Genomic DNA, 17,256 nt, shown 5'->3' with positions numbered 1-17,256 from the left:
TAAAAAAGCAGTCCGAAGACTGCAATTTAGTGGCCTAAGCCCGCCTTCGGAATGGACAGGTTTGAAGACTTTAACCAATCAGGGCCAGTGTCAATTTTCCAATCTTCCAATTTTTCAATCCCTACTCACCCAAACAAATCCGAGCTCAAATACCGGTCTCCCCGGTCACAGGTGATGCAGACTATCAAGCCTTCTTCAAGCTCTTTGGAAAGTTCGATGGCGGCAAAGAGCGCCCCACCACTGCTCATCCCGGCAAGGATTCCTTCTTCCTTAGCCATACGTCGGGTCATTTCGGTGGCCTGCTGCTGACTGACATCGATGATCCGGTCTACACGGGATGACTCATAAATCTCCGGCATAAATTCCAGTGACCACCTGCGGATTCCAGGAATGCTGGAACCGTCCGTGGGCTGGGTTCCTACAATCTGAGCTGCAGGGTTGACTTGTTTCAAAAACCGGGATACTCCCATGATTGTACCTGTAGTGCCCATGGCAGAAACAAAATGGGTGACTCTCCCTTCGGTATCCCGCCAGATCTCCGGGCCTGTGGTGTAATAGTGCGCTAGGTAATTGTCGGGATTAGCGAATTGATTGAGCATGTAGTAGCCTTCCTCATCCCGCATCTTTTCGGCTAAGACCCGTGAATATTCGATGGTCTTGGCGGCAGGAGTCAAAATGACTTTGGCACCATATGCTTCCATGGACAGTACCCGCTCTTTGGTAGAATTATCCGGCATGATCAGGGTCATTTCCAGGCCTAGGACTTTCGCAACCATGGCCAAAGCAATTCCCGTATTTCCGCTAGTCGCCTCGACGAGTTTGTCTCCTGCTTTGATATCTCCCCGATCCAAGGCAGATCGAAGCATATTGTAGGCTGCACGGTCTTTCACACTACCTCCAGGATTTTGACCTTCCAGTTTGCATAGGATCTTGACCTTTGGGTTGATAGGAATATGCTCGAGCTCCACCAAGGGAGTATTTCCGATTAATTCAAAGAGTTTCATGGAATAGGTTTAGTTATTAGGCAGCAGGAGAATTGCTGAACTTGATATTAAAAGATGGGAAAAAGCATTTAGCCCATTTCATCAAATTCCTGTTTGAAGACGTAGAGATCCGTCACCGCACCTTCCTCATGATACATTTGGGTTTGGTAATAGACTTTTGATCCGGGAGGAACAGATTTGGTCAGCCAGACATTGCCTCCGATCACGGAGTTCTTTCCAATAATGGTTTTTCCTCCCAAAATGGTAGCCCCGGCATAGATCACCACATTGTCCTCAATGGTAGGATGCCGCTTGAGATCAGCATCGGCTTTGTCCACACTAAGTGCGCCAAGAGTAACACCCTGATAGATTTTGACGTGATTCCCAATAATTGTAGTTTCCCCAATCACAACTCCCGTACCATGGTCAATGCAGAAATACTGTCCAATAGTTGCTCCTGGGTGAATGTCAATTCCTGTTCTGCTGTGAGCAAGTTCAGTGATCATCCTTGGAATCAATTTGACACCCAATTGATGCAACAAATGCGCAATCCGGTATGCGGCAATCGCGTAGAATCCAGGGTAGCTTCTTAAAATTTCTGTTCGGGATTTTGCGGCAGGATCACCCGCAAACATGGCGTCCACGTCCTGATTGACCCAATCAAAGACTTGTTCCAATCCGCTGAAAAACCGGGAAGCCAATTCCCCGCCTTCCCCTTGATGGAGGTGGCGATTTCGGGTCAAAATAGCTGAAAGGGTTTCTTTTAACAGGATTAATCTGGCAGAAACCTCCTCCTGGCTTTTCACCTTTTGGACGGCATACTCTGGAAAAAGCAATCCGAGCAACTCCTCGAAAAACTGCTGAACAACTTTTGGAGAAGGGCAATCGGAGCATTCCTGATGTGCCTGGTGAATTTTTTTGATTAAGGAATCCATGGACGACAAAAAGATGGCTTGGTCACATGACAAAACCAACCCGAATCACATAAGGTTCGGCATAGTATGAGTTTTCACGATCGTAGAGGACATTATACAAAAATGTGAAGTTTGCCCCACCTCTGGAACCAAATGGAGCGAAGTATCCCCCTCCCAGAAAAAGCGCATTACTCCAAATCCTGCGAAAATCTTCCGCATTGTAGTCATACGCCTCCCAATTAATGGATTCATATTCTCCTTGGAGAAAAATATTGGGCAGCACATTAAATCTACTGAATAGTCGACCACCATAGGAAGTGCCTTCAGCCCCTTGAAATCTGCTGTCATCGTAATACTGGAAGGTGGCCCCAACTCCGCTGGAAAACCGAGGCGTAATCATGACTCCTACCAAAGGAGATACATCTATTAAGGTGACAGTACCAAATTGAAGTCCCAGATTTCCTCCAAAATACATTCGATCCTTTAAAGGTGGTTTAGCCTCCGTGTCTATTTCACGTTGGGCAAATGAAGGATTGGAAAAGAAAAAAAGCCCCATCAGGGCTAGTAAAAGCAAGTTATTTTTCAACAATGACATATAGGTCTTCGGTTGGTTTCTTCATCAAGTATCTCTCACGTGCAAATTTCTCCAAGAGTTCAGGATTGCTCATCAATTCTTCCCGCTCAGCTTTGATTTTCTCCTTTTTCTCCAGGTAAAATTCCTTCTGATCTTCAAGTTGACTTAATTTCTGACTCAAACGAAAATGATTCACCAAGTTATTGGAATCAATGAAAATCATCCAAAACAGAAAAAACAGGATGGATAGGACATAAAAATTGCCACCGTACTTGAGCAGTTTTTTCATTTTTATTTTGGATAACAAAGCATCAAGTTACAAAAATGATGCAAAAAAAAAGACAGCCCGTATTTGCGGGCTGTCCAATAGTTAGAAAACAGGATTGATTATTTCAATCTGCCTTTAAATACTGCTGATTCGCCCAATTGCTCTTCAATTCTAAGCAATTGGTTATACTTGGCCATACGGTCAGAACGGGATGCAGAACCTGTCTTGATCTGTCCGCAATTGGTAGCCACTGCTAAATCAGCGATAGTGGAATCTTCAGTTTCTCCTGATCTGTGAGACATCACAGCAGTAAAACCAGCCTTATGCGCCATATTTATGGCATTCAGGGTTTCAGTGAGTGTTCCGATCTGATTAACTTTAACCAAGATGGAATTGGCTGACTTCTCTTCGATACCTCTCTTGAGGAATTTCACATTGGTCACGAACAAATCGTCTCCTACCAATTGGATTTTGTCACCGATTTTGGCAGTAAGCATAGCCCAACCAGCCCAGTCTTCCTCAGCACATCCGTCTTCAATGGAATCGATTGGATATTTGCTGGCTAATTCTGCCAAATAGGCCACTTGCTCCTGGCTAGTTCTGATTTTGCCAGTAGGTCCTTCAAACTTGGAGTAGTCATATTTTCCATCTTTGTAGAACTCAGAAGAAGCGCAGTCCAAGGCGATGGTCACATCGTCCCCTGCCTTATAACCTGCTTTTGCAATGGCGTCCAAAATGCAACCTAAAGCTTCTTCAGTACCTCCGGAGAAGTTTGGAGCAAATCCACCCTCATCTCCTACAGAAGTATTCAGACCTTTGTCATGAAGGATTTTCTTCAGGTTATGGAAAATTTCAGCTCCCATTCGGATGGCTTCAGAGAAACTTGGAGCACCCACCGGACGAACCATAAATTCTTGGAACGCAATCGGTGCATCAGAGTGAGAACCACCGTTGATGATATTCAACATTGGAACTGGTAAGGTATTGGCATTCACCCCACCAATGTATCGGTAAAGTGGCTGACCGGACTCCATCGCTGCAGCTTTTGCAACCGCCAAAGAAACACCTAAGATGGCATTAGCTCCCAATTTGCTCTTGGTAGGAGTACCATCCAGCCCAATCATGATCTGATCGATGGTATTCTGCTCAAACACATCCATACCCACCAATTCAGGAGCGATGATTTCATTGACATTGGCTACGGCTTTCAATACGCCCTTGCCCAAATATTTGCTTTTGTCTCCGTCTCGAAGTTCCACTGCTTCATTTACACCGGTAGAGGCGCCACTGGGTACCGCAGCACGGCCAAAGGCTCCATTTTCGGTCACTACATCTACTTCAACGGTTGGGTTACCTCGGGAATCAAGGATTTGTCTTGCATGAATTGATTGAATCAACGTCATAGTTTTAAAAGGTTTAGGAAAATTAGTTTTGATTGATTAGCTCAATGAATTCGTCGAAAAGGTATCGGGAATCATGAGGTCCCGGGGAGGATTCCGGGTGATACTGTACTGAAAATGCAGGCTTATTTTTCAGACGGATGCCTGCAACTGTATTGTCATTGAGATGTACGTGTGTGATTTCAACTTCGGGATTCTTCTCAGTATCTTCCCGCACCACGTTGAACCCATGATTCTGGGAAGTAATTTCACTCTTTCCAGTCAAAAGGTTTTTAATCGGATGGTTTAGGCCTCGATGCCCGTGATGCATTTTGTAAGTGGAAATACCTACTGCTTCAGCCAAAAGTTGATGCCCTAGGCAAATTCCGAATACAGGCTTACCAGTTTCCAAGATTTCTTTGACAGTATCTACGGCATAGTGCATCACGGCCGGATCGCCGGGACCATTGGAAAGAAAATAAGCATCAGGTGCCCATGACTCCATTTCAGCCAACTTGGTTTTGGCTGGATAAACTTTACAATATGCTCCTCTGGAAGCGAGATTTCGAAGGATATTCTTCTTAATCCCAAAATCAAGACAGGCTACTTTTATTTCTGAATTTTCACTCCCATAAAAATATGGCTCCTGGGTACAGACAGAGGAAGAAAGTTCAAGTCCATTCATGTCAGGAACCTTTGCCAATTCAGCTTTCAGGCCCTCCAAGTTCCCTTCAAACTCAGAACTGATGATCGCATTCATTGCCCCTTTGGATCTGAGGTGTCTCACCAATTTGCGGGTATCAATATCTGCAATCCCGGTAATCCCATAATTAACCAGGTAATCCTGCAAAGAACCTGAAGCATCTAATCGGGAAAAGATCTCTGAAAAACTGTTGACTACAATTCCTGCGATGCAGGGATGATCAGATTCAATTTCGTCCGGATGGACTCCGTAGTTTCCAATATGGGATGTGGTAGTTACGACTATTTGTCCTGTGTAGGACGGATCAGTGTAGATTTCCTGATATCCGGTCATACCGGTGTTGAAACAAATTTCACCACCGTTTGTGCCAGGTTTACCAATTAGGGAGCCATGAAACATTGTCCCGTCGGCCAGAAGAAGAGTAGCTTTCTGTTTAATCATTGTTTTGAAGGTTGGCCAAAGTTAACCAATTCTTGGGAAGGAGGATAAGGGGTAGGGGTATAAAAAAAGGATTGAACGAGCGTCCAATCCTTTTGATATTTAAAGTATTCTTCAATTTATTTTTCTTCGTTTTCACTTTCAGCAGAAGCCTCAGGAGCGCTAGGCGCCTCAGTTTTGGCTTCGGCAACAGGGGCGGAAGTAGATGCTGGAGCATCAGCAGCCTTACCAGTAGTGGCTCTACGAGATCTTCTGGTTGTCTTTTTGGCTGGCTTAGCGTCTTTCAACATCAATTCATTGAAATCTACCAGTTCGATGATACACATCTCAGCATTGTCACCCAAACGGAAACCAGTTTTGATAATTCTGGTATATCCTCCTGGACGAGTACCTACTTTTTCGATTACCTCACCGAAAAGAGCCTTGATGGCGTCTTTGCTTTTCAGGTAGGAGAAAGCGATACGTCTGTTGTGTGTAGAATCTTCTTTTGCTCTGGTCACCAGAGGCTCAACAAACTTCTTCAATTCTTTAGCCTTGGCAAGCGTAGTTGAAATACGCTTGTGAAGAATCAGGGAAGTTGCCATGTTGGAAAGCATTGCCTTCCTGTGAGAGGCAGTCCTACCAAGGTGGTTATTTTTCTTACCGTGTCTCATTGTTTATTATTCTTCATCAAGTTTGTACTTAGAAATGTCCATCCCAAAGGTCAGACCTTTCTCCTGGATCAACTGCTCAAGCTCAGCCAAAGACTTCTTACCGAAGTTTCTGAATTTCATCATATCTGAAATTTCAAGTCTTGCAAGGTCTCCAAGAGTTCTCACATCAGCGGCTTTTAGACAGTTAAACGCACGAACAGAAAGATCGAGATCGCTCAAGGATGTCTTAAGAAGCTTACGCATGTGAAGGAATTCCTCATCGATAGGCTCTGGTTCTGCTATACCCGTAGAATCAAGGACCATGGTCTGGTCAGAGAACAACATGAAATGCTGGATCAAAATCTTAGCTGATTCCTGTAGGGCTTTTTCCGGATGGATTGAACCATCGGTAGAAACTTCAAGAATCAATTTTTCGAAGTCAGTCTTCTGTTCTACTCGGGTATTCTCAACGCTGTACTTCACATTTTTGATTGGAGTGAAGATCGCATCGATAGCAATTTGTCCAAAAACCTGCTCTTTTGGTTTGGATTCTTCAGCCGGAAGATACCCTCTACCCTTTTCGATAGTCAACTCAATCTCGAAATTTTTGGTCTCGTCAATGTGACAGATCACCAGCTCAGGATTAAGGATTTCAAAGGAAGAAGTGAACTTAGCAATGTCCCCCGCGGTGAAAACAGACTGATTTTTGATTTCTACAGTGATCTTTCCGTCAAATGCATCATGCACTTTCTTGAATCTCACTTGTTTCAAGTTCAAAATGATATCAGTCACGTCTTCTACTACACCCTCAATGGTAGAGAATTCGTGAACCACTCCCGGGATTTTGATAGAAGTGATGGCGTATCCCTCCAAAGAAGAAAGCAAGATTCTTCTCAGGGCGTTACCGATGGTAACTCCATAGCCTTTTTCGAGTGGTTTGAAAGTGAACAAGCCATGAAAATCATCGGCTTTTTCCATCACCACTTTCTCGGGCATTTGAAATGCTAGTATGGACATATATCTCGTTCTGGTTTTTAGCTGAAAATAGTAAAATATTACTTAGAGTAAAGTTCGACAATGAGCTGCACCTTGATATTCTCAGGAATATCATCTCTGCCTGGTACACTGACGAATTTTCCTGTCAAAGAAGCATTATCCCACTCTAACCAAGGATATCTGTTTGCTGCTTTACCTGACAGGCTGCTGGTGATTGCTTCAAGAGACTTAGAACGCTCTCTTACTGAAACTACATCTCCAGGCTTCAACGTGAAAGAAGGAATGTTTACAACTTCTCCGTTTACAAGGATGTGCTTGTGCGAAACAAGCTGTCTTGCGCCACGACGAGTTGGGGAGATTCCCAATCTGTATACGGTGTTATCCAAACGAGCTTCTAGAAGCTGAAGGAGGTTTTCACCGGTAATACCAGACTTTCTAGAAGCAATGTCAAACATCTTAGCGAACTGTCTTTCCAACACGCCATAGATGTATTTTGCCTTTTGCTTCTCAGCGAGCTGAACAGCATATTCGGACTGCTTCTTTCTTCTACCACGACCATGCATTCCTGGAGGGTAGTTCTTCTTTTGAAGTGCCTTGCTGTGCCCTTCGATTGCTTCTCCAAATTTTCTGGAGATTTTAGCTTTAGGACCTGTATATCTTGCCATTCTGTTTCCTTTTTAAAATTAAACTCTTCTACGCTTAGGAGGACGACAGCCGTTGTGCGGCATAGGAGTAACGTCAATAATCGTAGTCACATCCAAGCCGACATTTTGCAATGTTCTGATCGCAGATTCACGACCAGCTCCCGGACCTTTCACGAAAACTTCGATTTTTCTCAAACCTAAGTCGAAAGCGACCTGTCCACAGTTTTGAGCCGCCATCTGTGCAGCGTAAGGAGTATTTTTCTTAGAACCTCTGAATCCCATTTTACCGGCAGAAGCCCAAGAGATCACTTGACCTGCATTATTGGTAATAGAGATAATGATATTGTTAAAGGAGGCTTTGATGTGCGCCTGACCTACAGCTTCTACCTTTACTACTCTTTTCTTACCTTTTGCTTTATCGTTTCTTTTCTGAGCCATAATCTAAATCAGGTTTTATTTAGTTGCCTTCTTTTTGTTAGCAACAGTTTTTCTCTTACCCTTCCTTGTTCTGGCGTTGTTTTTAGTGCCTTGACCACGTACAGGAAGTCCTTTTCTGTGTCTCAAACCTCTGTAGCATCCGATGTCCATCAGACGCTTGATGTTCAATTGGATCTCCGACTTCAGCACGCCTTCGGTTCTGTATTCCTCAGCGATGATATTACGGATAGCAGTAGACTCTTCGTCGTTCCACTCACCTGCTTTTTTGTCAAAAGAGATACCGGCCTTGCTCAGGATCGTTCTCGCAGCGCTTCTTCCTATTCCGAAAATGTAGGTAAGTCCGATTTCGCCGCGCTTATTGTCTGGTATGTCTACACCTGCAATTCTAGCCATGATTAACCTTGTCTTTGTTTATACTTAGGATTTTTCTTGTTGATGACGTAAAGTTTTCCTTTTCTTCTGATCACCTTACAGTCAGCACTTCTCTTCTTAATAGATGCCTTTACTTTCATGTCAGTCTATTTATATCGATATACTATTCTGCCTTTTGTCAAATCATAGGGAGATAATTCCAGCTTGACCTTATCTCCGGGAAGGATTTTGATGTAATTCATCCTCATCTTACCAGAAATATGAGCAATCAACTGATGTCCATTTTCTAGTTCTACTTTAAACATTGCGTTAGACAACGCTTCGATAATGGTTCCGTCTTGCTCGATTGATGTCTGTTTGGCCATATTAGAATTTAAATATCTCTTCTATGTATTTATGGGTTGTCAAAACCTCAGTTTTATCCTCAAATATTGCAACCGTATGCTCATAGTGAGCTGAAGGTTTCCGATCTGCAGTTCGGATAGTCCACCCGTCTCGTTCCTGTACGATGTTTCGCGTACCCAGATTGATCATTGGCTCAATTGCAATCACCATCCCTGCCTTTAGCAGAGGACCACTTCCTTTTTTCCCATAATTGGGAACCTCAGGGGCTTCATGTAATTTTCTTCCTAAGCCATGTCCGACAAGCTCTCTGACTACGGTGTAGCCTTTTGCTTCGACAAACTTTTGGATGGAAAAACCAATGTCACCAATTCGATTTCCAGCTACAGCTTGCTCAATTCCTAAATAGAGCGAATCTCGAGTGGCCTTTAATAATGCTAAGACAGAAGGGGAAACCTCACCGATAGGGTACGTATAAGCGGAATCGCTATGAAAACCTTGGTGAAAGACTCCACAATCTACCGAGATTATATCGCCATCTTTCAATTCATAATCACTTGGAAAACCATGAACAACTACTTCATTCACAGAAATACAAAGTGAAGCAGGAAAACCATTGTAGCCTTTAAAGGAAGGAACGGCACCGTGGTCCCTGATAAACTCTTCAGCAATCTTGTCAAGAAAAGAGGTCTTTACCCCTTCTTTGATATGCTTGGCAATTTCTCCATGAGCTTTACCAAGTATATCAGCACTTTTTTTTATTAACTGAACTTCTTCCGAAGTCTTGTATTGAATCATATTAAGCTACTTGGTAATTAGAAGGGTTATTCTTCATATTACCACTTTTCATCATTCCCTCGTAATGTCTCATCAACAAATAGCTTTCAATTTGTCTAAGAGTATCCATGATTACACCAACCATGATCAACAGTGAAGTTCCTCCATAGAACTGAGCAAACTCACCACCTACACCAGCAATAATCGCAAGGGCGGGGAGAATTGCAACAGCTGCTAGTAGCACAGAACCTGGAAGTGTAATTTTAGAAATGATACTGTCAATGAACTCTGAGGTAGGAGCTCCTGGCTTAATACCTGGAACAAAACCGCCATTACGCTTCATGTCTTCCGCAATCTGCTCAGGATTCACCGTGATGGCAGTGTAGAAGAAAGTGAAGATGATAATCAAGGAAGCAAACAACAAGTTATACTGCCAAGAAGTAAAATCACTGAACGTGGTTCCAATGTAGTTAGCTATATCACTTTCTCCAGCCCAGATTTGTGCGATCAAAGCCGGCACAAACATCAATGACTGAGCAAAAATGATTGGCATTACACCTGAAGCATTCACTTTAATAGGGATGTATTGACGTTGTCCGCCATACACCTTTCCTCCCACAACCTGCTTTGCGTATTGAACTGGAATTCTTCTGGTAGCTTCTGTCAGAGCAATCACTCCCACCACTACGAAGAACAAAACCACAGCTTCAATAATCAGCAACAGCATTCCGGAGGAACCCTTCTCAAGACCTTCTGCAATGAGTGCGCCTGGGAATCGGGAAATAATCCCAATCATGATTAGCATCGAAATACCGTTTCCGATACCTTTTTCAGTGATTTTCTCACCTAACCACATACAAAACATGGTTCCGGCAGAAAGCAGCACCAATGAGCTGAACATGAAAAGAGAAGTACTAACCATTACTGCCCCTGTAGGAAGGATTGTTGCAGTAACGTAACCTATACCTTGAGCTACCGTGATTGCAATGGTCAGTACGCGAGTGATCTGATTGATTCTCTTTCTTCCAGATTCACCCTCTTTTTGCATTTTCTGAAAATAGGGAACTCCGACAGTCAACAACTGCAAAACAATGGATGCAGAGATGTAAGGCATGATTCCCAGACCGAAGATAGAGGCATTGCTAAATGCTCCACCGAGGAAGGTATCAATCAGGCCGAAGATCCCTTCGGGAGTACCACCTAGTTTGGATGGATCCACTCCAGGAAGCACGATGAATGAACCTAATCTGAAGATGATGAGAAATCCAATTGTATTTAGGATTCTTACTCTCAAATCTTCGATTGAGAATATATTCTTAACTGTCGAAATAAACTTTTTCATTTACTTAAATCTTGTTTACAGTTCCACCAAGCTTTTCAATAGCTTCTACAGCAGAAGCCGAAAATTGATGGGCAGTCACGTCTAATTTGGCTTTCAATTCACCACCACCAAGAATTTTGATGTTATCATTCTTGGAAGCAATACCATGGGAAACCAAGGCTTCCATGTTGATTGCTGTAAGATTGAATTGCTCGGCAAGAGCCTGCAAGGTATCCAAATTTACTGGTTTGAATTCAACTCTGTTGATAGATTTGAAGCCAAACTTAGGAACTCTTCTCTGAAGTGGCATTTGACCACCTTCAAATCCGATTTTTGACTTATATCCTGATCTGGATTTTGCTCCCTTGTGACCTCTTGTTGAAGTTCCACCTCTACCTGAACCGGTACCACGACCAATTCTCTTTCGGTTTTTGGTTGACCCTTCGGCTGGAGTTAATGTATTTAGTTTCATAATTAAGCTTCCTCCACTTTTACAAGGTGATTCACTTTATTTACCATTCCAGCAATTTGAGGAGTATGCTCTACTACTACAGTTTTGCTGATACGACCCAAACCTAAAGCAGTGATTGTTGCTTTCTGATCTTTCGGTCTGTCGATCGTACTTTTAACTTGTGTGATCTTGATCTTCGCCATGATAATTATCCGTTAAAGACTTTCGCCATTTTCACACCACGCTGCTGTGAAACAGCGATTGCATCTCTTAGCTGAACCAACGCGTCGATGGTAGCTTTTACCACGTTGTGAGGGTTTGAGGAACCTTTGGACTTTGCCAAAACGTCTGTAACGCCAGCACTTTCCAATACAGCACGCATCGCACCACCTGCAATCACACCAGTACCTGCAGCAGCTGGCTTGATCAAAACAAGACCACCACCGAATTTACCGATTTGCTCATGAGGAATTGTGCCTTTCAAAACCGGTACTTTAACCAAATTTTTCTTTGCGTCCTCGATGCCTTTGGTGATTGCATCCGTTACTTCATTGGCTTTACCCAAACCGTAACCTACAACACCTTGGCCATCACCTACTACAACGATTGCTGAGAAGGAGAATCTTCTACCACCCTTTACCACTTTGGCAACTCGGTTGATAGCTACTACTTTCTCTTTTAATTCTGTATCTGTAGCCCTAATGGGTTTTCTTCTTACTTGAGACATAACGATTAGAATTTGAGGCCTCCTTCTCTGGCGCCGTCAGCCAAAGCTTTTACATTACCATGATACAAGTAGCCATTTCTGTCGAAAACTACTTCAGATACGCCATTAGCTATGGCTCTTTCAGCAAGTTTCTTACCTACTTCTTTGGATACGCCTACGTTAGTGTTGGCTTTAGCTCCAAGCTCTTTGGAAGAAGCCTGTGCCAAAGTCTGACCTTTAAGGTCATCCACCAATTGAGCATAGATGCCTGTATTACTTTTGAATACTGACAAACGAGGTCTGGAATCGGTACCGGAAATCTTTCTTCTGATACCCTGCTTGATTCTAAGTCTTCTGGAATTCTTATTAAATGCCATAACCTATTATTTTTTACCGGCAGTTTTACCAGCCTTACGTCTAACTTGTTCACCAACGAAGCGCACACCTTTACCTTTGTAAGGTTCAACCTTACGAAGAGACTTGATTTTTGCAGCTACTTGTCCTATCAACTCTTTGTCAATTCCTTCTAGAGAAATCAATGGATTTTTACCTTTTGGAGTTTCAGTTTTAAGAGAAATCTCATTAGGCAATGCCATAAAGATACTGTGAGAATAACCTAAGCTTAGCTCAAGTACCTGGCCTTGATTGGAAGCCTTATAACCTACACCGACTAGTTCCAAATCTTTCTTGTAACCTTCAGAAACACCGATCACCATGTTGTTGATCAGGGATCTATAAAGCCCATGCAAAGATTTGTGTCTTTTTGAATCAGTAGGTCTTGTAAGGACAATTTCTTTGCCCTCCACTTTCACCTGAATATCCGGATTCACATCCTGCTTCAGTGTACCTTTTGGACCTTTAACAGTGACAGTTCCATGAGCTGACACGTCTACAGTTACACCGCCAGGTATATTTATTGGTTTTTTACCTATTCTAGACATGATAGTAAATTAATATACGTAGCAAAGTACTTCGCCACCGATACCTTCGGTACGGGCTTCTTTGTCTGTCATCACACCTTTTGAGGTGGATACTATTGCAATGCCTAAGCCATTGATTACTCTAGGGAGCTCATCGTGCTTGACATATTTTCTTAAACCTGGCGTACTAACTCTTTCAAGGCTTACAATAGCATTTTGCTTAGTTGTAGGATTGAACTTCAAAGCAATTTTGATGGTGCCTTGAGGTCCGTTTTGTTCAAACTTATAGTTTTGAATGTATCCTTTATCGTGCAATACTTTCGTAATCTCCTTCTTGATGTTAGAAGCAGGTATCTCTACGATTCGGTGAGAAGCCTTGATGGCATTTCTCAACCTGGTCAGATAATCAGCTATTGGATCAGTCATGGTATTTATTGTCTAGCTCCACCCAATTTGGGCGTGCAAAGTTACGAATTGATTTTTAAAATAAAAACTACTGTCGTTCTTTTACCAGCTGGACTTCGTCAACCCAGGGATCTTGCCTGCTGAGGCCATTTCTCTGAAGGTTACCCTGTTGATACCGAACTTTCTCATATAGCCTTTTGGACGACCGGTCAGTTTACATCTGTTGTGAAGTCTTACCGGCGAAGCATTTTTTGGCAATTTGTCAAGGGCTTCATAATCGCCAGCTGCTTTTAGCAGAGCTCTTTTTTTGGCGTACTTGGCTACCAGATGCTCTCTTTTTCTCTCGCGAGCTTTGATGGATTCTTTTGCCATGATTATTCTTCTTTATTTTTATTAGCGAATGGCATTCCGAAAGCTTTCAACAAAGCATAGCTTTCTTCGTCAGTCTGGGCAGTAGTCACAAAAGTGATATCCATACCTGAGATTCTGTTTACCTTTTCGATAGAAATCTCCGGGAAGATAATCTGCTCCGTTACGCCGAGCGTATAATTACCTCTTCCGTCAAATCCTTTGTCAGAGATACCTTTGAAGTCACGTACACGTGGGAGAGCTACTGTCATCAAACGATCCAAGAACTCATACATTTTTTCACCTCTCAAAGTAACTTTTGCTCCGATTGGCATTCCTTCTCTCAACTTGAAGTTGGAAACCGCAATTTTCGCCTTCGTAGCTACAGCCTTTTGGCCAGTGATCAAAGAAAGTTCTTCAACACCCTGATCAACCAATTTCTTGTCAGCTACTGCTGCACCTATTCCTTTGTTAAGGACGATTTTGGTTAATTTCGGTACTTGCATGATAGAAGCATATTGAAACTTCTCTTTCAAAGCCGGAACGATTTCGCTCAGGTACTTATCTTTCATTCTTGGATTAGCCATTGATCACCTCCCCAGTTTTCTTTGAATATCTCACTAGTTTACCATTTTCACCAGCCTTGCGCCCTGTTCTGGTTGCTTCACCAGTCTTAGGATCTACAAGCATTAGGTTGCTGATATGAAGAGCGGCTTCTTTCTTTTCGATACCACCCTGAGGCTTGGCCGCAGTAGGCTTCACGTGTTTGGTGATCATATTGATCCCCTCGACAAAAGCTCTTTTCTTTTCGGTATCTACAGAAAGTACTTTCCCTGTTTTGCCTTTGTCATCACCTGAGATCACCTTTACGGTGTCACCGGTTTTGATATGCAGCTTTGGCTGCTTATTGAATTTTCTTTCCATGATTAGAGTACTTCAGGGGCCAAGGAAATGATTTTCATGAACTGCTTTTCTCTAAGCTCTCTGGCCACGGGTCCGAAGATACGTGTACCTCTTGGCTCGTCGTTGTTGTTCAACAACACGGCAGCATTGTCTTCGAATCGGATATAAGAACCGTCTTTTCTACGAATTTCTTTTTTGGTCCTTACAATTACCGCTTTGGAAACGGTACCTTTTTTCATGTTGCTGGAAGATAGGGCTGACTTTACAGTCACGACTACTTTATCACCGATAGAAGCATAACGCTTCCCAGTTCCTCCCAACACACGGATTACCAATACCTCTTTGGCACCGGAATTATCCGCAACGCTTAGTCTGGATTCTTGCTGTATCATGATTACTTAGCCCTTTCAATAATTTCAACTAATCTCCAACGCTTATTCTTGCTCAGCGGACGAGTTTCACTGATTTTAACGATGTCACCTGGATGACACTCATTGTTCTCGTCATGAACCATAAATTTGGTAGTCTTGGCAACAAACTTTCCGTAGATTGGATGCTTCACTTTACGCTCCACAGCCACAGTACAGGATTTATCCATTTTGTTGCTTACGACTTTACCAACTCTTTCTTTGCGAAGATTTCTCTCAATCGTAGCCATTTTCTTTTCTGTTAGCTAGTTATTTGGAAGCTAATGCAGTCTTCAATCTTGCGACCAGACGCTTGGCTTCTCTGATTCTATTAGGATTCTCTATTGGAGAAATCGAATGGGCAAATTTCAATTTGCCTAGATTCTCCTGCTCTGCGACAATTCGCTCTGCGATCTCACTTACGGAAAGTGATCTGATTTCAGTATTTTTCATAGTTTCTGATTATTCTGCGTAATCTCTACGAACAATAAATCTTGTACTTACGGGTAGCTTCTGCTGCGCAAGTCTCAACGCATCCTGAGCAATCTCCAGGCTCACGCCTGTAGCTTCGAAAAGGATTGTACCTGGCTTGATAACGGCAACCCAATATTCAGGAGCACCTTTACCTTTACCCATACGAACCTCTGCGGGCTTTTTGGTGATCGGCTTGTCAGGGAAAATCCTGATCCAAACCTGACCTTCTCTCTTCATAGCTCTTGTCATGGCAATACGTGCTGCCTCGATCTGGCGAGAAGTAATCCATCCTGGCTCAAGGGATTTGATGCCAAAGTTACCAAAAGAGAGCTCTGCGCCTCTTGTAGCAAGGCCTTTGACACGGCCCTTGTGCATTTTCCTAAATTTCGTTCTTTTCGGCTGTAACATGATTTCTCACTTATTCGGTGAAAATAGTTATTTCTTATTTCTGCGTCTTGGACCGTTGTCTCTCTCATTCCGACCGCCTTTAGGGCTTGGAGTACGCTGGCCTTTTGGCTCATTCGCAGCTCCTTGGTTTGGAGAAAGGTCTCTTTTTCCGTACACCTCACCTTTGAAGATCCATACTTTGATTCCGATGATTCCGTACACAGTAAGTGCTTCAGAAAGTGCGTAATCGATGTCTGCTCTCAAGGTGTGAAGAGGAATTCTTCCCTCTTTGTACATTTCAGAGCGGGCCATTTCGGCACCACCCAAACGACCAGAAAGTTTAACTTTGATTCCTTCAGCTCCCACTCTCATGGATGCTGCAATGGCTTGCTTCATTGCTCTTCGGAAGGAAATTCTAGCCTGAAGCTGCTGTGCGATAGACTCACCTACCAATTTAGCATCCAATTCAGGACGCTTAATCTCAAAGATATTGATTTGAATATCCTTGTTGGTGATCTTCTTAAGCTCTTCTTTCAGCTTGTCTACTTCGGCTCCGCCTTTACCAATCACTACACCCGGACGGGCAGTATGGATAGTCAAGGTGATTCTCTTAAGCGTACGCTCAATGATCACTTTGGCAATACCACCTTTAGGGATTCTGGCAAGGACATATTTACGGATCTGCTGATCTTCGTACAGTTTTTCGGCAAAATCTTTCCCACCATACCAGTTGGAATCCCAGCCTTTGACTACACCAAGTCTAAATCCTATTGGGTTAATCTTTTGTCCCATAGTCTTTCTTAATTTGCCTTTTCGTTAGTTTGTACTACATCAGCGGTAACGTCTCCAGCGATGAACGCATCAACTACAAGGGTTACATGATTGGATCTTTTACGGATTCTATGACCGCGTCCCTGGGGAGCAGGTCTTAGTCTCTTCAGTGATCTTCCTTCGTCAACCATAATGGTTTTGATGTAAAGATCAGCTTCTTCAAGCTTTGCATCAGGATTTTTAGCCTGCCAGTTAGCCACAGCTGAAAGGAGAAGTTTCTCCAATTTCATTGCTCCATGGTTAGGAGTAAATTTCAAAATGCTGAGGGCCAAGCCTACTCTCTTACCTCTTACGAGATCAGCCACAAGGCGCATTTTGCGCGGGGAAGTAGGAACGTTTTTTAATCTTGCTATTGCTTCCATGATTATCTCTTTCCTTTGTCTTTTTTAGCAATGTGACCGCGGAAGTTTCTAGTTGGCGCAAATTCTCCTAGCTTATGACCTACCATGTTGTCGGTTACAAAAACAGGGATAAACTTGTTGCCGTTATGCACAGCGAAGGTATGTCCTACGAAATCCGGAGAAATCATTGATTTTCTTGACCAAGTCTTGATGACAGATTTCTTGCCTGACTCGTTCATGGCATCTACTTTCTTCACCAAGTGGTGCTCGATATAAGGACCTTTTTTTAATGAACGTGCCAT

Annotated in this window: 31 protein-coding genes; all 31 read right to left on the bottom strand. The window is 43.1% G+C overall.

Annotation, left to right across the window (positions count from 1 at the left end; genetic code table 11):
* Nucleotides 1-125 precede the first annotated feature (125 nt).
* The gene (gene cysM, locus D0X99_RS03935; RefSeq protein WP_119476317.1) at nucleotides 126-1,004 is read right to left on the bottom strand and encodes a cysteine synthase CysM; all 879 of its coding nucleotides are present in this window, start codon (nucleotides 1,002-1,004) and stop codon (nucleotides 126-128) included.
* 68 nt (nucleotides 1,005-1,072) lie between these two features.
* Nucleotides 1,073-1,918, bottom strand: a complete 846-nt coding sequence (epsC, locus tag D0X99_RS03930; RefSeq protein ID WP_119476316.1) for a serine O-acetyltransferase EpsC — start codon at nucleotides 1,916-1,918, stop codon at nucleotides 1,073-1,075.
* 22 nt (nucleotides 1,919-1,940) lie between these two features.
* On the bottom strand, nucleotides 1,941-2,492 hold the full coding sequence (locus D0X99_RS03925) for a hypothetical protein (protein WP_119476315.1): 552 nt from the start codon (nucleotides 2,490-2,492) through the stop codon (nucleotides 1,941-1,943).
* A complete protein-coding gene (locus D0X99_RS03920; RefSeq protein ID WP_119476314.1) occupies nucleotides 2,473-2,760 on the bottom strand; it encodes an FtsB family cell division protein in 288 nt (95 codons plus the stop codon). Before D0X99_RS03920 ends, D0X99_RS03925 begins: the two co-directional genes overlap by 20 nt.
* A gap of 98 nt (nucleotides 2,761-2,858) precedes the next feature.
* Nucleotides 2,859-4,142 (bottom strand): phosphopyruvate hydratase, encoded by a 1,284-nt coding sequence (eno, locus tag D0X99_RS03915; RefSeq protein ID WP_119476313.1) that lies wholly within the window; start codon nucleotides 4,140-4,142, stop codon nucleotides 2,859-2,861.
* Between the two features lie 22 nt (nucleotides 4,143-4,164).
* On the bottom strand, nucleotides 4,165-5,262 hold the full coding sequence (gene carA / locus D0X99_RS03910; RefSeq protein ID WP_119476312.1) for a glutamine-hydrolyzing carbamoyl-phosphate synthase small subunit: 1,098 nt from the start codon (nucleotides 5,260-5,262) through the stop codon (nucleotides 4,165-4,167).
* A 116-nt stretch (nucleotides 5,263-5,378) separates the two neighbouring features.
* Nucleotides 5,379-5,912, bottom strand: coding sequence for a 50S ribosomal protein L17 (gene rplQ / locus D0X99_RS03905; RefSeq protein WP_119476311.1), 534 nt, complete (start codon nucleotides 5,910-5,912; stop codon nucleotides 5,379-5,381).
* A gap of 6 nt (nucleotides 5,913-5,918) precedes the next feature.
* Nucleotides 5,919-6,908, bottom strand: coding sequence for a DNA-directed RNA polymerase subunit alpha (locus D0X99_RS03900; RefSeq protein WP_119476310.1), 990 nt, complete (start codon nucleotides 6,906-6,908; stop codon nucleotides 5,919-5,921).
* Nucleotides 6,909-6,946: 38 nt separating this feature from the next.
* Nucleotides 6,947-7,552 (bottom strand): 30S ribosomal protein S4, encoded by a 606-nt coding sequence (rpsD, locus tag D0X99_RS03895; RefSeq protein ID WP_119476309.1) that lies wholly within the window; start codon nucleotides 7,550-7,552, stop codon nucleotides 6,947-6,949.
* 18 nt (nucleotides 7,553-7,570) lie between these two features.
* Nucleotides 7,571-7,969, bottom strand: coding sequence for a 30S ribosomal protein S11 (gene rpsK / locus D0X99_RS03890; protein ID WP_119476308.1), 399 nt, complete (start codon nucleotides 7,967-7,969; stop codon nucleotides 7,571-7,573).
* Nucleotides 7,970-7,984: 15 nt separating this feature from the next.
* The gene (rpsM, locus tag D0X99_RS03885; RefSeq protein ID WP_119476307.1) at nucleotides 7,985-8,362 is read right to left on the bottom strand and encodes a 30S ribosomal protein S13; all 378 of its coding nucleotides are present in this window, start codon (nucleotides 8,360-8,362) and stop codon (nucleotides 7,985-7,987) included.
* A gap of 2 nt (nucleotides 8,363-8,364) precedes the next feature.
* Nucleotides 8,365-8,481 carry a 50S ribosomal protein L36 gene (rpmJ, locus tag D0X99_RS03880; protein WP_013927415.1) on the bottom strand — a complete coding sequence of 39 codons (117 nt, stop codon included), beginning with the start codon at nucleotides 8,479-8,481 and terminating at the stop codon, nucleotides 8,365-8,367.
* A 6-nt stretch (nucleotides 8,482-8,487) separates the two neighbouring features.
* Nucleotides 8,488-8,706: a translation initiation factor IF-1 gene (infA, locus tag D0X99_RS03875; protein WP_009183359.1), complete on the bottom strand. Its 219-nt coding sequence runs from the start codon at nucleotides 8,704-8,706 to the stop codon at nucleotides 8,488-8,490.
* A gap of 1 nt (nucleotide 8,707) precedes the next feature.
* On the bottom strand, nucleotides 8,708-9,481 hold the full coding sequence (gene map / locus D0X99_RS03870; RefSeq protein ID WP_119476306.1) for a type I methionyl aminopeptidase: 774 nt from the start codon (nucleotides 9,479-9,481) through the stop codon (nucleotides 8,708-8,710).
* Between the two features lies 1 nt (nucleotide 9,482).
* Nucleotides 9,483-10,802, bottom strand: coding sequence for a preprotein translocase subunit SecY (gene secY / locus D0X99_RS03865; protein WP_119476305.1), 1,320 nt, complete (start codon nucleotides 10,800-10,802; stop codon nucleotides 9,483-9,485).
* Nucleotides 10,803-10,806: 4 nt separating this feature from the next.
* On the bottom strand, nucleotides 10,807-11,253 hold the full coding sequence (gene rplO, locus D0X99_RS03860; protein ID WP_119476304.1) for a 50S ribosomal protein L15: 447 nt from the start codon (nucleotides 11,251-11,253) through the stop codon (nucleotides 10,807-10,809).
* A gap of 2 nt (nucleotides 11,254-11,255) precedes the next feature.
* On the bottom strand, nucleotides 11,256-11,435 hold the full coding sequence (gene rpmD / locus D0X99_RS03855; protein ID WP_119476303.1) for a 50S ribosomal protein L30: 180 nt from the start codon (nucleotides 11,433-11,435) through the stop codon (nucleotides 11,256-11,258).
* Between the two features lie 5 nt (nucleotides 11,436-11,440).
* Complete coding sequence (gene rpsE / locus D0X99_RS03850) at nucleotides 11,441-11,959, bottom strand: 30S ribosomal protein S5 (RefSeq protein ID WP_119476302.1); 519 nt, start codon at nucleotides 11,957-11,959, stop codon at nucleotides 11,441-11,443.
* Between the two features lie 5 nt (nucleotides 11,960-11,964).
* The gene (gene rplR / locus D0X99_RS03845; RefSeq protein WP_119476301.1) at nucleotides 11,965-12,315 is read right to left on the bottom strand and encodes a 50S ribosomal protein L18; all 351 of its coding nucleotides are present in this window, start codon (nucleotides 12,313-12,315) and stop codon (nucleotides 11,965-11,967) included.
* 6 nt (nucleotides 12,316-12,321) lie between these two features.
* Nucleotides 12,322-12,879 carry a 50S ribosomal protein L6 gene (gene rplF, locus D0X99_RS03840; protein WP_119476300.1) on the bottom strand — a complete coding sequence of 186 codons (558 nt, stop codon included), beginning with the start codon at nucleotides 12,877-12,879 and terminating at the stop codon, nucleotides 12,322-12,324.
* 9 nt (nucleotides 12,880-12,888) lie between these two features.
* Nucleotides 12,889-13,284: a 30S ribosomal protein S8 gene (gene rpsH / locus D0X99_RS03835; protein ID WP_119476299.1), complete on the bottom strand. Its 396-nt coding sequence runs from the start codon at nucleotides 13,282-13,284 to the stop codon at nucleotides 12,889-12,891.
* Between the two features lie 81 nt (nucleotides 13,285-13,365).
* Complete coding sequence (gene rpsN / locus D0X99_RS03830) at nucleotides 13,366-13,635, bottom strand: 30S ribosomal protein S14 (RefSeq protein WP_119476298.1); 270 nt, start codon at nucleotides 13,633-13,635, stop codon at nucleotides 13,366-13,368.
* A gap of 2 nt (nucleotides 13,636-13,637) precedes the next feature.
* Nucleotides 13,638-14,198 carry a 50S ribosomal protein L5 gene (gene rplE / locus D0X99_RS03825; protein ID WP_119476297.1) on the bottom strand — a complete coding sequence of 187 codons (561 nt, stop codon included), beginning with the start codon at nucleotides 14,196-14,198 and terminating at the stop codon, nucleotides 13,638-13,640.
* On the bottom strand, nucleotides 14,191-14,535 hold the full coding sequence (gene rplX / locus D0X99_RS03820; RefSeq protein ID WP_119476296.1) for a 50S ribosomal protein L24: 345 nt from the start codon (nucleotides 14,533-14,535) through the stop codon (nucleotides 14,191-14,193). The genes rplE and rplX overlap by 8 nt, the downstream gene beginning before the upstream one ends.
* 2 nt (nucleotides 14,536-14,537) lie before the next feature.
* Nucleotides 14,538-14,906 (bottom strand): 50S ribosomal protein L14, encoded by a 369-nt coding sequence (rplN, locus tag D0X99_RS03815; protein ID WP_119476295.1) that lies wholly within the window; start codon nucleotides 14,904-14,906, stop codon nucleotides 14,538-14,540.
* A gap of 2 nt (nucleotides 14,907-14,908) precedes the next feature.
* Nucleotides 14,909-15,172, bottom strand: a complete 264-nt coding sequence (gene rpsQ / locus D0X99_RS03810; RefSeq protein WP_119476294.1) for a 30S ribosomal protein S17 — start codon at nucleotides 15,170-15,172, stop codon at nucleotides 14,909-14,911.
* Between the two features lie 19 nt (nucleotides 15,173-15,191).
* On the bottom strand, nucleotides 15,192-15,374 hold the full coding sequence (rpmC, locus tag D0X99_RS03805; RefSeq protein ID WP_119476293.1) for a 50S ribosomal protein L29: 183 nt from the start codon (nucleotides 15,372-15,374) through the stop codon (nucleotides 15,192-15,194).
* Nucleotides 15,375-15,383: 9 nt separating this feature from the next.
* The gene (gene rplP, locus D0X99_RS03800; RefSeq protein WP_119476292.1) at nucleotides 15,384-15,803 is read right to left on the bottom strand and encodes a 50S ribosomal protein L16; all 420 of its coding nucleotides are present in this window, start codon (nucleotides 15,801-15,803) and stop codon (nucleotides 15,384-15,386) included.
* A gap of 27 nt (nucleotides 15,804-15,830) precedes the next feature.
* On the bottom strand, nucleotides 15,831-16,574 hold the full coding sequence (gene rpsC / locus D0X99_RS03795) for a 30S ribosomal protein S3 (protein WP_119476291.1): 744 nt from the start codon (nucleotides 16,572-16,574) through the stop codon (nucleotides 15,831-15,833).
* An 8-nt stretch (nucleotides 16,575-16,582) separates the two neighbouring features.
* Nucleotides 16,583-16,975, bottom strand: coding sequence for a 50S ribosomal protein L22 (rplV, locus tag D0X99_RS03790; RefSeq protein WP_119476290.1), 393 nt, complete (start codon nucleotides 16,973-16,975; stop codon nucleotides 16,583-16,585).
* A gap of 2 nt (nucleotides 16,976-16,977) precedes the next feature.
* Nucleotides 16,978-17,256 (bottom strand): 30S ribosomal protein S19, encoded by a 279-nt coding sequence (rpsS, locus tag D0X99_RS03785; RefSeq protein WP_119476289.1) that lies wholly within the window; start codon nucleotides 17,254-17,256, stop codon nucleotides 16,978-16,980.

Source organism: Algoriphagus lacus (assembly GCF_003583985.1).
In the GTDB taxonomy this organism is placed as follows: Bacteria; Bacteroidota; Bacteroidia; order Cytophagales; family Cyclobacteriaceae; genus Algoriphagus; species Algoriphagus lacus.
Note: the sequence above shows the minus strand (reverse complement) of the source record. Positions and strands in the feature narration are given on the sequence as shown.

Excerpts from the sequence above, each read along its gene's own strand:
- cysM (WP_119476317.1), bottom strand. The coding sequence starts at position 1,004 with ATGAAACTCTTTGAATTAATCGGAAATACTCCCTTGGTGGAGCTCGAG.
- epsC (WP_119476316.1), bottom strand. The coding sequence starts at position 1,918 with ATGGATTCCTTAATCAAAAAAATTCACCAGGCACATCAGGAATGCTCC.
- D0X99_RS03925 (WP_119476315.1), bottom strand. The coding sequence starts at position 2,492 with ATGTCATTGTTGAAAAATAACTTGCTTTTACTAGCCCTGATGGGGCTT.
- D0X99_RS03920 (WP_119476314.1), bottom strand. The coding sequence starts at position 2,760 with ATGAAAAAACTGCTCAAGTACGGTGGCAATTTTTATGTCCTATCCATC.
- eno (WP_119476313.1), bottom strand. The coding sequence starts at position 4,142 with ATGACGTTGATTCAATCAATTCATGCAAGACAAATCCTTGATTCCCGA.
- carA (WP_119476312.1), bottom strand. The coding sequence starts at position 5,262 with ATGATTAAACAGAAAGCTACTCTTCTTCTGGCCGACGGGACAATGTTT.
- rplQ (WP_119476311.1), bottom strand. The coding sequence starts at position 5,912 with ATGAGACACGGTAAGAAAAATAACCACCTTGGTAGGACTGCCTCTCAC.
- D0X99_RS03900 (WP_119476310.1), bottom strand. The coding sequence starts at position 6,908 with ATGTCCATACTAGCATTTCAAATGCCCGAGAAAGTGGTGATGGAAAAA.
- rpsD (WP_119476309.1), bottom strand. The coding sequence starts at position 7,552 with ATGGCAAGATATACAGGTCCTAAAGCTAAAATCTCCAGAAAATTTGGA.
- rpsK (WP_119476308.1), bottom strand. The coding sequence starts at position 7,969 with ATGGCTCAGAAAAGAAACGATAAAGCAAAAGGTAAGAAAAGAGTAGTA.
- rpsM (WP_119476307.1), bottom strand. The coding sequence starts at position 8,362 with ATGGCTAGAATTGCAGGTGTAGACATACCAGACAATAAGCGCGGCGAA.
- rpmJ (WP_013927415.1), bottom strand. The coding sequence starts at position 8,481 with ATGAAAGTAAAGGCATCTATTAAGAAGAGAAGTGCTGACTGTAAGGTG.
- infA (WP_009183359.1), bottom strand. The coding sequence starts at position 8,706 with ATGGCCAAACAGACATCAATCGAGCAAGACGGAACCATTATCGAAGCG.
- map (WP_119476306.1), bottom strand. The coding sequence starts at position 9,481 with ATGATTCAATACAAGACTTCGGAAGAAGTTCAGTTAATAAAAAAAAGT.
- secY (WP_119476305.1), bottom strand. The coding sequence starts at position 10,802 with ATGAAAAAGTTTATTTCGACAGTTAAGAATATATTCTCAATCGAAGAT.
- rplO (WP_119476304.1), bottom strand. The coding sequence starts at position 11,253 with ATGAAACTAAATACATTAACTCCAGCCGAAGGGTCAACCAAAAACCGA.
- rpmD (WP_119476303.1), bottom strand. The coding sequence starts at position 11,435 with ATGGCGAAGATCAAGATCACACAAGTTAAAAGTACGATCGACAGACCG.
- rpsE (WP_119476302.1), bottom strand. The coding sequence starts at position 11,959 with ATGTCTCAAGTAAGAAGAAAACCCATTAGGGCTACAGATACAGAATTA.
- rplR (WP_119476301.1), bottom strand. The coding sequence starts at position 12,315 with ATGGCATTTAATAAGAATTCCAGAAGACTTAGAATCAAGCAGGGTATC.
- rplF (WP_119476300.1), bottom strand. The coding sequence starts at position 12,879 with ATGTCTAGAATAGGTAAAAAACCAATAAATATACCTGGCGGTGTAACT.
- rpsH (WP_119476299.1), bottom strand. The coding sequence starts at position 13,284 with ATGACTGATCCAATAGCTGATTATCTGACCAGGTTGAGAAATGCCATC.
- rpsN (WP_119476298.1), bottom strand. The coding sequence starts at position 13,635 with ATGGCAAAAGAATCCATCAAAGCTCGCGAGAGAAAAAGAGAGCATCTG.
- rplE (WP_119476297.1), bottom strand. The coding sequence starts at position 14,198 with ATGGCTAATCCAAGAATGAAAGATAAGTACCTGAGCGAAATCGTTCCG.
- rplX (WP_119476296.1), bottom strand. The coding sequence starts at position 14,535 with ATGGAAAGAAAATTCAATAAGCAGCCAAAGCTGCATATCAAAACCGGT.
- rplN (WP_119476295.1), bottom strand. The coding sequence starts at position 14,906 with ATGATACAGCAAGAATCCAGACTAAGCGTTGCGGATAATTCCGGTGCC.
- rpsQ (WP_119476294.1), bottom strand. The coding sequence starts at position 15,172 with ATGGCTACGATTGAGAGAAATCTTCGCAAAGAAAGAGTTGGTAAAGTC.
- rpmC (WP_119476293.1), bottom strand. The coding sequence starts at position 15,374 with ATGAAAAATACTGAAATCAGATCACTTTCCGTAAGTGAGATCGCAGAG.
- rplP (WP_119476292.1), bottom strand. The coding sequence starts at position 15,803 with ATGTTACAGCCGAAAAGAACGAAATTTAGGAAAATGCACAAGGGCCGT.
- rpsC (WP_119476291.1), bottom strand. The coding sequence starts at position 16,574 with ATGGGACAAAAGATTAACCCAATAGGATTTAGACTTGGTGTAGTCAAA.
- rplV (WP_119476290.1), bottom strand. The coding sequence starts at position 16,975 with ATGGAAGCAATAGCAAGATTAAAAAACGTTCCTACTTCCCCGCGCAAA.
- rpsS (WP_119476289.1), bottom strand. The coding sequence starts at position 17,256 with ATGGCACGTTCATTAAAAAAAGGTCCTTATATCGAGCACCACTTGGTG.